Origin of the sequence: Pseudomonas sp. I2 (assembly GCF_040984075.1) — a bacterium.
GTDB classification, from domain to species: domain Bacteria; phylum Pseudomonadota; class Gammaproteobacteria; order Pseudomonadales; family Pseudomonadaceae; genus Aquipseudomonas; species Aquipseudomonas guariconensis_B.
On the sequence record NZ_JBCGFQ010000039.1, the window covers coordinates 39,625 to 49,590 of the forward strand.

Below are 9,966 nucleotides of genomic sequence, written 5' to 3' on the forward strand. Positions count from 1 at the left end.
ATGAGCGACGAACTTCTTGAGCAGTTGCGATCATTGCTTCCCCCGGTTTCTTACGACCCCACAGGGAAAGTTCTGACTGCTCAGATGACTGCTGAGGCCAACGTGCTCCAGGACGCGCTAAGTAAGCTCGAATCCGTTGAGGCTGCAATCTTTCCTGAAACCTCGGGAGACTTCATTACAGACTGGGAGCGGGTGTACGGCTTGACGCCTGAAGATGGCGACACATACGAAGACCGGGTGCAGGCGGTTCTAGTTGCAATGGGGGACCTCGGTGGCCAATCAATTCCGTATTTTATCGCTATGGCCAAACGCTTTGGGCTCACCGCTACCGTTGATGTAAATCGGCCGGCGCTCACAGGTATCGCAACAGTAAATACACCTGCCACCGATGGTGATGCTCTTTATGAGTGGAGGCTCAATGTTCCATTAGAAGCTTTCTCGCGGCCGGCTCTTGAATTGTTGCTGCAGATTCGGAGGCCGGCAAATACAGAGGTAAAAGTAGGATACGGCAAGGCATTCGCACAGCGATTACTTGCTAGTACTGATCGTATTTTCAATACAGTTCATTACGTAATGCCGGAGGCCGTCAATGGCTGACACAACTATTCAGGCGTTGGAGGCCTATGCCTCAATTCTCGATGAGTCATCTGAACGATCTAAGAATGCTTCACTGAAGCAGCATCTCTATATCCATGGGACTGCCAGCCAGGATGTAGATACCGAGTCCGGCCCTGTGCCAACCATTGCCAAGCAAGCGCTAATGCACAAGCAGGCGATCCCGGATGCAGTGGTAGAGCTCAGCAGTCAGATGGCGAATGGTCGCGTTTACTCCACATTCGAAGAAGCGTTGCTGCTGACAGAGCTCGATAGCTATTTCTGGATGTCTCCTGAAGGGTCCGGATTAGGGCGGGTTTCGCTGTTTAAAAAGACCGGGATTGATAGCTACGAGTATTCCTATAGCTATGCCAGTGGTGCGGACTTGGACTCGCTCATCCGGACGGGGGGTGTTCCTGATAGTGATTTCGAGCACTTAGCTCTAGAGGATAGCGAGGGGGCCAGGTTTGCGCGTCTTTCGGTAAAGCGCTTTGACACTATTCCGTTTTCAATAGCGTCGCTAAATAACTCAACAATTATCGGTGATGGCGAGGGAGCAGCACCTTTTTATGCTGACGACGAATTGGCTATGGTTGGCCCGCTCGAAGTTCGACCAACGTCGCTACCAGGTATTTTCATTCTTGACACTGAGGGTGGTGTTCACAATGACCTTACGAGCCCTTATATACTTGCTGAACCGGAATCTCCTCCGTCCCCATTTTCAGAAGGTTTACTCTTCTCCCCGTTGATCGCGACAGGTCCTATCCGAGATGCTGTCTTGTATGTGGAAAATATCCTGCCTCGTCGCGACCAGGTGTCGCTTGTGTCCGCATCAGTCTTCAGTACTACTACTGATGCACACTCAAAAGGTAAAACGCTAACTGTCAGCGCTAGTCTCTTCGGCGACTCTGGCGTGCTGACCATGCGTGATATAGCTCGCCCCGGTGACCGCAGGGCAATGAAGCTTTCACTAAAGCATGTGCCAGTCCAGGTGCCACCGAAACCTGTAAAAATACTCTTCATCGGGGACAGTATCGGCAATCGTCAAGGTGGCTTGTTCTTGCGTCAATACCTGGTCGAGCTGGGTATAGTGCCAACCTTCATTGGTACGTTACCAGGGTCTGCGGATGCAGGTAATGCCAACGATACAAATGGTGAGTTGGGTGAGTGTCGCGAAGGTTGGGAGACCGGGGATTTTACGTACGCTATAACGGACCGTGTAGGTAAAGTCACCCCTGGTGAAGAATCTGCATACATGGAGCTGTCCAAGCCTCTGCGCTGGCCCATAAATCCATTTCTCCGTGCTGCTACAGAGAGTGACCCCGTTGCAATCGTGCGTAACGGCTATGTGTTCGACCCCACGTTTTATCAAGCGAGATTTGACCTCGACACACCTGACATCGTGATAAACATGTTAGGCACTAACAACGTCCGAGACAGGTCCGCTGCAACAATCTATGACCATGTGCTTGCAGACGACACTCTGATGCATAGTCAGATTAAGGCAGCCTGGCCGAACGCAAAGATAATTCGCTCAATTCCTGGAACGGCAATTGATGCGACAAGAAATTCTCTGTGGTTAAGCCACTACACCCCTGTCATACGTGCAATGCAACAAGCAGTAGAAAACCTGAACTATTCAAATCTGATTTTGGCCCCTCTATGGGCCATGACTGATCCAGAAAGCGGATACGCTATGTCTAAATCTGCTCCGGGTGCAGATGGATTCGTGAAGGGTAACTGGGCGGACTCGACTCATCCAACGGGCTCCTCGCGGCTTGGACTTTACGCGGCACTGGCACCTTTCGTCGCTGCAGCTGCAATCAACCTTATTTGAGACGTCGGAGGCTAGTTTATGGGACTTATAATTACTGCGCGTGACACTTTGGCGCCTTGGTATTCGAAAGTTGTCCCTCCCGTAACGCGGGGGTTGGAAGGCTGGTTTACTTTCGACACGGATGTTTCACGCTTTGGCTTCAATAGAGTGATGAACAAGGCCGACGCCAGCATTGTTGGGAACCCGCAGGCGTATCCAACACATGGCCGGTTCAAAGGCGGGGGTGCTAACTACCTGCAAACGAATATCTCGGAATCCGAGGAGCAGACACTAATTGTCGTGGGGCGTGCGGTGAATCCAATCCCGTCCGACGCTTCGACAACTGGAGATGAGTCCACTCCATTCTATGTTGGCACCTACATCGGCAAGTCTGCTACCCCAGGGGTTGTCGGGGTGTCCTATGGTGCAAACCTTTATCATGTAGCAACTGCTAGCTTGACCGGTGGTGCGTCCCGCAACAATGGGAGTGGCGGTGCTACTTCTGCGATGCTGAGTGTTTCCGACGTCCCAACCGACTGGGGCATTCGAGTAATGCGAGTCAGCTCGTCGATGCCACTCAAGGTTCAAAACATCACTCGAAACACTTCGAATCAAAACGCAGATGTTAGGCCGCGTGTACTAACCGACACACTTTTCCGTATCGGCAGCCCTAGCAACTCCGCCTCGTTTGGCGCTGAGGTTGATATTTCGTTCGTTGCTATTCACTCAGTAGTGCTGACAGACGCAGAACTGAGCAAGCAGGTCGAGATTATCCGAAAGCGTATGGCTCGACTGGGTATCTTGGTTTAAGGAGCGGCTATGGATCGTGTATCCGCATGGACCTCGCTGTGTACTTTGGCTGGGCTCTATCGACATGGGACACAAGCAGGCGGGGTCGCTCCGACCCCTATCACTGCGGGCTGGTTGAATGCTGTTCAGGAGGAGCTGGTTAGCATTGTTCAGGCAGCTGGTCTGACGTTGAATGCTGATGACTCCACCCAGGTCCTCGAAGCTATTCAACACCTTATAAGCGAGTCGGGGAAGGTGTTCCTTCCCCTGGTTGGTGGCGAGCTCACCGGGCCTCTGAGGGCAACCGGGGGGATTCGAGTCCAAAAGGGGGCGCCCAGCTCGGGCAATACCAGTCGAGTTGGGTATGCCTTTGGCTCAGACGGTGACTCTGGACTGTTTACGGTAGGTGGCACAGAAGGCGACGGGTCGGACTTGGCGCTCTTCATCGACGGAGTAGAGCTGTTCCGGCTGAAGAGCAGTGACGGCTCCCTCGTTCTTCCAAATGGGCTGGTTTTGGACGGAGGCCGGTCGCCATATCACACAGGCAACCACCCGGCGATGTTGGCAGTGGTGTACCCGGTGGGGTCGATCTACATGAACGCGAGCGTTGCCACCAACCCGGCCACGCTGCTGGGATTCGGCACCTGGGTGGCCTTGGGGACTGGGCGCATGCTGATTAGTGCCGGTAGCGGGACTGATGCCCGAGGCGAGGAAAGGGCGTTTGCCCTCGGCAGCACCGGCGGTGAGTACGGCCATGTATTGACCATTGCCGAAATGCCGGAGCACGACCATACCGTCCCGCAAGGCGTCACTGCCGGCCCGGCAGGTGAATACACTTCCGGTGATGACATGACCAGCCAAGTGGCAACAAACCCGGCGTCAGGACCGGCTGGCGGCGGCCAGGCGCACAACAACATGCCGCCGTATTTGGCCGTACATATGTGGCGTCGCACGGCCTGATGTCAGGTGCCAAAGCGAGCGCTGTGGGTGCACGGCATCGCGATGCCAAATCCGGCGCTCGACGGTGCCAAATCCGGCGCTCGCTTACACGACGGCTGCCGATCTTTACCTAATCGTGACACTTCCAGGCTTGACCTTGGCCAATGATGATAAGCATTATCATTCACCTCCTATCGGCCCAGGTTTCCCCGTGAGTCAGTCCCGGTTCAACACAGTCTTCCTAACCCAGCGCCTCACCCTGCTGCGTACGTTGCAGCGCATGGTCGGCAACCCCAGCACGGCCGAGGACTTGCTGCAGGAAACCTACCTACGGGTCACCCGTGCCTTGGGCGAACGCCCCATCGAGCACCTCGAGCCGTTCGTCTTCCAGACTGCGCGCAACCTTGCCCTCGACCACTTGCGGGCACGCCGGGTGCAGGCACGGACCCTGGTCGACGATGTCCCCGAGCAGGTGCTGCACAATGTCGCCGCCCAGGCCGGCAGCAGCGAGGACGCCGCCCATGCCGAACAATTGCTCAGGCACCTGAGTGTCAGCCTTGGCCAGCTCACTGCGCGCCAGCAGCGGATCTTCATCCTCAGCCGCCTGCATGGCGCCAGCTACCTGGAAATCGCCGAACAGTTGAAGGTCTCGGCCAGCACGGTGCAGAAGGAACTGAAACTGATCATGGCCATCTGCATGGGCGTGGCCGACCGGCTCAAGTGAGCCGACCGCTCGCCGGCCGACCGAGGCAAAGCCCTTGCCATGCCTCGCCGCAGCCCTGATCATTCAAAAAAAAACCTACCGCAAGGAACCTCCGTGACCGACAGCCCCGTCCCTCGCCCGTCACCCGCCGGGCCTGACGCCCGTGCCCGTGCCATGGACGAGGCACTGGACTGGCTCGTGCGCCTGCAATGCGCCAGCGAGGACGATACCCGTGCCTTCGAAGCCTGGTTGAGCGCCGCCCCGGAAAACGCCGAGGCCTATGTCGAGGCCGAAGCCCTGTGGAACGGCGCGCCCCTGCGCCAGGCCGCCAGCCACCTGCACCACAACCGCCGCCGCTCCCTTGGCGGGCGCCTGCGTGCCCACTGGAAACCTCTGGCCACCGCCGCCGTGTTGCTGGTCGGGCTGTTCACCTTCGGCAACCTGCCGGTACGCCTGCAAGCCGATCACCTGACTGTGGTCGGCGAGCGCCAGCGCCTGCAACTGGACGATGGCGCGCAGGTGCTGCTCAACACCAACTCGGCCTTCGCCAGCGACCTGCGCGAGGGCCGCCAGGTCGCCCGCCTGCTCCAGGGCGAGGCGTATTTCCAGGTGCCCGGCGGCATCCAGGCGCCCCTGGAAGTCCAGGCCGGACCACTGCGTGCGCAGGTGCACGACACCGACTTCGCCGTGCGCTACCTCGATGGCCAGGCCCAGGTGCGGGTGCAACGCGGCGACGTCGACCTGCAGGCCGCCAGCGACCAGCGCATCCGCCTGAGCGCCGGCGACAGCATCAGCGTCGGCCCCCAGGGCTTCAGCCAGCGCCAGCGCCCGGACATGAGCAAGGAACTGGCCTGGATCGACGGCCGCCTGGTGTTCGAGAACTGCCCGCTGAGCCAGGTCCTCGACGAGCTGCGCCGCTACTACCCCGGCTGGATCATCAGCCGCAACACGCAGCTGGAGCAGGTCGCGGTGACCGGCAACTACCGCCTCGACCAACCCCTGGAAACCTTGCGCGCCCTGGCCCAGATCACCTCGGCGCAACTGCACGAGTACCCCGCGCTGGTGATCATCAACTGACCGACGAACTTTTTTTACGCGATCGCGCCGCCCTGCCCGTCTCGTTATAGCCAATGCAACTGATTCTTGTTTTGAAACAAGAACAGCCATCACCTATAACAGTTCGCGCGTCAGGGAGCGCCTTCGATGTCCACAGGTCCAACTCGTCCGTCCACCTCCTCCCGCCGCATGGGGCAGCTATCGCTGCTGACCCTGGCCTTGCTCGCCAGCGGCGCCTGCAGCCTGCCGGCGCTGGCCGCAGAGCCCACCCAGGCCAGCGGCCCGCGCATGGGCGACTACCGCTTCGCCATCGCCCAGCAGCCGTTGGTCTCGGCGATCAACGCATTCAGCCAGGTCACTGGTTGGCAGGTCGGCTTCAATGCCGAGTTGGCCGAGGGAGTGTCCTCGCCGGGGGTGCAAGGCTCGCTGGCGCCGGAGGCCGCGCTCAAGCGCCTGCTCCAGGGCACCGGCCTGGGCTATCGCAAGATCGGCAACGGCAACGTGGTGCTCGAACGCCAGGTGGCAGGCAACGCCATCGCCCTGCAGCAGCTCACCGTCAGCGCCACCCGCAGCGCCCAGGACGTCAGCCAGGTGCCCAGCACCGTCAGCGTGCAGACCCGCGAACAACTGGACCGGCAGAACGTCAACAACATCCAGCAACTGGTCCGCTACGAGCCTGGCGTGTCGGTCGCCGGCACGGGCCAGCGCAGCGGCCTCAATGGCTACAACATCCGCGGCATCGACGGCGAACGCATCCTGACCCAGGTCGACGGCGTGTCCATTCCAGACAGCTTCTTCTACGGCCCCTACGCCCAGACCCAACGCAACTATGTCGACCCGGAGATCGTCAAGCGCGTCGAGATTCTTCGCGGCCCGGCCTCGGTGCTGTACGGCAGCAATGCCATCGGCGGCGCGGTGAGCTACTTCACCCTCGACCCGGACGACATCCTCAAACCCGGCAAGGACGTCGGTGCGCGCCTGAAGACCGGCTACAGCTCGGCGGACGAAAGCTGGCTGACCTCCGCCACCGTGGCCGGCCGCCAGGGCGACTTCGACGGCCTGCTGCACCTGAGCCAGCGCAATGGCCACGAGACCGAATCCTACGGCAGCCATGGCGGCACCGGCCTGGATCGCACGCAGGCCAACCCCGAGGACGTGCGCACCACCAACGTGCTGGCCAAGCTGGGCTGGAACTACGCCGACGATGCGCGCCTGGGCTTTACCTACGAGCGCTACAAGGACGATCGCGACCAGAACATCCTCAGCGCGGTGGGCGGCCCCTTCATTCCCGGTTTTGGCGCCATGAATTCCTATCGCACACGCCAGGGCAACGACACCGTGACCCGCGAACGCTTCGGGATCAATCATGAATTCGGCCTCGACAGCCTGGTCGCCGACCATGCGAAGTGGAGCCTGAACTACCAGATCGCCAAGACCGACCAGCGTACCGATGAAATCTACGCGGCCTCGGGGCGCGAGGTATTCAGGGATCGTCAGACCACCTACAAGGATCGCCAGTGGGTCTTCGATGCCCAGTTGGACAAATCCTTCAGCATCGGCCCGACCGATCACCTGCTGACCTACGGCACCACGCTCAAGCACGAGAAGGTCACCGGTTCGCGCAGCGGCACCGGCACCTGCCTGAACGTGGGCGGCAGCTGCGCGTTCATCGGCCAGGACAGCAGCCGGGACGGCCAGGCACTGGTCAGCGATTTCCCGGACCCGACCGTCGACACCTACAGCCTGTTCGCCCAGGATGAGATCCGCTGGAACAACTGGACCTTCCTGCCAGGCGCGCGCTACGACTACACCCGCATGGAGCCGCACATGACCACCGAGTTCCTGCGCGGCGTGCAAGGCAGCGGCGAGGCCCCCGAGCGGATCGACGACTCGGACAAGAAATGGCACCGCGTCTCGCCCAAGTTCGGCGTGACCTATGCCTTCAACGACAACTACACCTGGTACGGCCAGTACGCCGAGGGTTTCCGTACGCCGACCGCCAAGGCCATGTACGGGCGCTTCGACAACCCGAGCCTGGGCTATCGCGTGGAGCCGAACCCCGACCTCGAGCCGGAAAAGAGCAAGAGCTACGAGACCGGCCTGCGCGGCAACTTCGAGGCAGGCAACTTCGACGTGGCGGTGTTCTACAACAAGTACCGCGACTTCATCAACGAAGACGCCGTGCAGTCGGCCAATCTGGGCTCGACCTTCCAGGCCAACAACATCAAGCACGCCACCATCAAGGGGGCCGAGTTCAAGGGCCGCCTGAACCTGGACCACTTCGGCGCAACCCAGGGCCTGTACACCCAGGGCTCGCTGGCCTACGCCCATGGCCGCAACGACGACAACGGCCAGCCGCTCAACAGCATCAACCCGCTCACGGCAGTGATCGGCCTGGGCTACGAGCAGCAGAACTACGGCGGCCTGCTCAGCTGGACCCTGGTCAAGCGCAAGACCCGCGTCGACGACACCACCTTCTTCGCCCCCGACGGCACCAGCTCGCAGTTTCGTACCCCGGGCTACGGCGTGCTGGACCTGACCGGTTTCTACAAGGTGACCGACGACATCACCGTCAATGCAGGCCTGTACAACCTCACCGACAAGAAGTACTGGCAGTGGGACTCGGTGCGCGGCTACGACGCCCTGGGCGAGGCAGCGGTGACCCAACCGGCCAACCTCGACCGCCTGACCATGCCGGGCCGCAACTTCGCCATCAACCTGGTGTGGGATATCTGACTGCAGTCAGGGGGCGCTTCGCGCCCCTTTCCAACCAGTACGGCGCCCCGGCAAGGCCGCTCCCACATGGCCCTTCAGCGCCCATTATTTGTGATCGACTCGGCCCCTGTTGGAGCAGGCCGCGAAGCGGCCCCCTGACGATAATTTCACCTCTAGATGAGATTTTTTTACTGTTCCGTCTCACCTGGTTCGTCTTGTACTAGACAGCCTATTCCCAAGGACCCGCCTCCATGACCAGCACCCTTGCCTCTGAACGCCCAAGCCTGCGCTCGCAGCGCCTGAACCAGATCACCCATGCGCCGCACAGCGAGCTCGATGCCCTGGTCAAGTCCCATGCGCCGTTCGACAATCGCGAAAACTTCGCACGCTTCGTGGTCGCCCAGTACCTGTTCCAGTCCGAACTGCAGGCCCTGTACAACGACCCACAACTGATCGCCATCGTCCCCGACCTGGCCGAGCGCTGCCGCGCCGAACAGGCCCGCCTGGACCTGGCCGACCTGGACACCGAAGTCCCCGCACCGGTCTTGGGCGCCCTGCACAACCCGAGCCTGGGCGAGGCGATGGGCTGGATCTTCGTCTCCGAAGGCTCCAAACTGGGCGCCGCGTTCCTGATCAAGCGTGCCGTGGCCCTGGGTCTGTCGGACAGCTTCGGTGCCCGCCACCTGGGCGAACCGGCCGGTGGCCGTGCCGAGGGCTGGAAGCAGTTCATCCGCATCCTCGACAGCCTGGAGCTGTCGGCCGAGGAGGAGGCCGCCGCCGAACGTGGCGCGGTCGCTGCCTTCGAGCGCTTCACCGAACTGCTCAAGCATGCCTACGCCGCGGATGCCGCACTGGCCTGACACGCCTTACCCGGCCACCCCTGGTGGCCGGACCGCCCCTTGCAGTGAGACCATGACCCAGCCTGCCCGCTCGAAGCTGTCCCGCCTGCTGTACGCGATCCTGGCCTATGTCAGCCTGGGGATAGGCCTGGTCGCCATCGTCGTGCCCGGCCTGCCGACCACCGAGTTCATTCTCCTTGCCGCCTGGGCCGCCACCCGCAGCTCACCGCGCCTGAGCGCCTGGCTGGAGAACCACCGGCTGTTCGGGCCGATCCTGTACAACTGGCGCAACGGCAAGGTCATCCAGCGCCGCGCCAAGGTCAGCGCCACCGTCAGCATGCTGCTGTGCGCCACGCTGATGCTGGTTTTCCTCGAGCATCGCTGGCCGGTGTTCCTGGCCCTGGCCGGCATGGCCCTGGGCAACCTGTGGATCTGGTCGCGCCCGGAGCGGCCTACCCCGCCCTGCCCCGGCACCGGCCCGGCCTGACGCTCACAAGCCCAGCAATCCCGAATAC

Annotated in this window: 9 protein-coding genes; all 9 read left to right on the top strand. The window is 60.9% G+C overall.

Annotation, left to right across the window (positions count from 1 at the left end; all coding sequences use genetic code 11):
* The 9 genes from WCE05_RS19100 (at position 1) to WCE05_RS19140 (ending at position 9,938) form a co-directional block, all read left to right on the top strand.
* Positions 1-597, top strand: coding sequence for a putative phage tail protein (locus WCE05_RS19100; RefSeq protein ID WP_368816349.1), 597 nt, complete (start codon positions 1-3; stop codon positions 595-597).
* Positions 590-2,431 carry a hypothetical protein gene (locus WCE05_RS19105; RefSeq protein WP_368816350.1) on the top strand — a complete coding sequence of 614 codons (1,842 nt, stop codon included), beginning with the start codon at positions 590-592 and terminating at the stop codon, positions 2,429-2,431. Before WCE05_RS19100 ends, WCE05_RS19105 begins: the two co-directional genes overlap by 8 nt.
* 150 nt (positions 2,432-2,581) lie before the next feature.
* The gene (locus WCE05_RS19110) at positions 2,582-3,220 is read left to right on the top strand and encodes a hypothetical protein (protein WP_368816351.1); all 639 of its coding nucleotides are present in this window, start codon (positions 2,582-2,584) and stop codon (positions 3,218-3,220) included.
* Positions 3,221-3,229: 9 nt separating this feature from the next.
* On the top strand, positions 3,230-4,159 hold the full coding sequence (locus WCE05_RS19115; RefSeq protein ID WP_368816352.1) for a phage tail protein: 930 nt from the start codon (positions 3,230-3,232) through the stop codon (positions 4,157-4,159).
* Between the two features lie 190 nt (positions 4,160-4,349).
* Entirely contained in the window at positions 4,350-4,862 is a 513-nt protein-coding gene (locus tag WCE05_RS19120; RefSeq protein WP_225787219.1) for an RNA polymerase sigma factor, read from the top strand.
* 93 nt (positions 4,863-4,955) lie between these two features.
* Positions 4,956-5,918, top strand: coding sequence for a FecR domain-containing protein (locus WCE05_RS19125; RefSeq protein WP_225787218.1), 963 nt, complete (start codon positions 4,956-4,958; stop codon positions 5,916-5,918).
* 126 nt (positions 5,919-6,044) lie between these two features.
* The gene (locus tag WCE05_RS19130; protein WP_368816353.1) at positions 6,045-8,633 is read left to right on the top strand and encodes a TonB-dependent receptor; all 2,589 of its coding nucleotides are present in this window, start codon (positions 6,045-6,047) and stop codon (positions 8,631-8,633) included.
* Positions 8,634-8,863: 230 nt separating this feature from the next.
* A complete protein-coding gene (locus WCE05_RS19135; protein WP_368816354.1) occupies positions 8,864-9,472 on the top strand; it encodes a biliverdin-producing heme oxygenase in 609 nt (202 codons plus the stop codon).
* Positions 9,473-9,524: 52 nt separating this feature from the next.
* Entirely contained in the window at positions 9,525-9,938 is a 414-nt protein-coding gene (locus WCE05_RS19140) for a YbaN family protein (RefSeq protein WP_225787215.1), read from the top strand.
* The last annotated feature ends 28 nt before the right edge of the window (positions 9,939-9,966 follow it).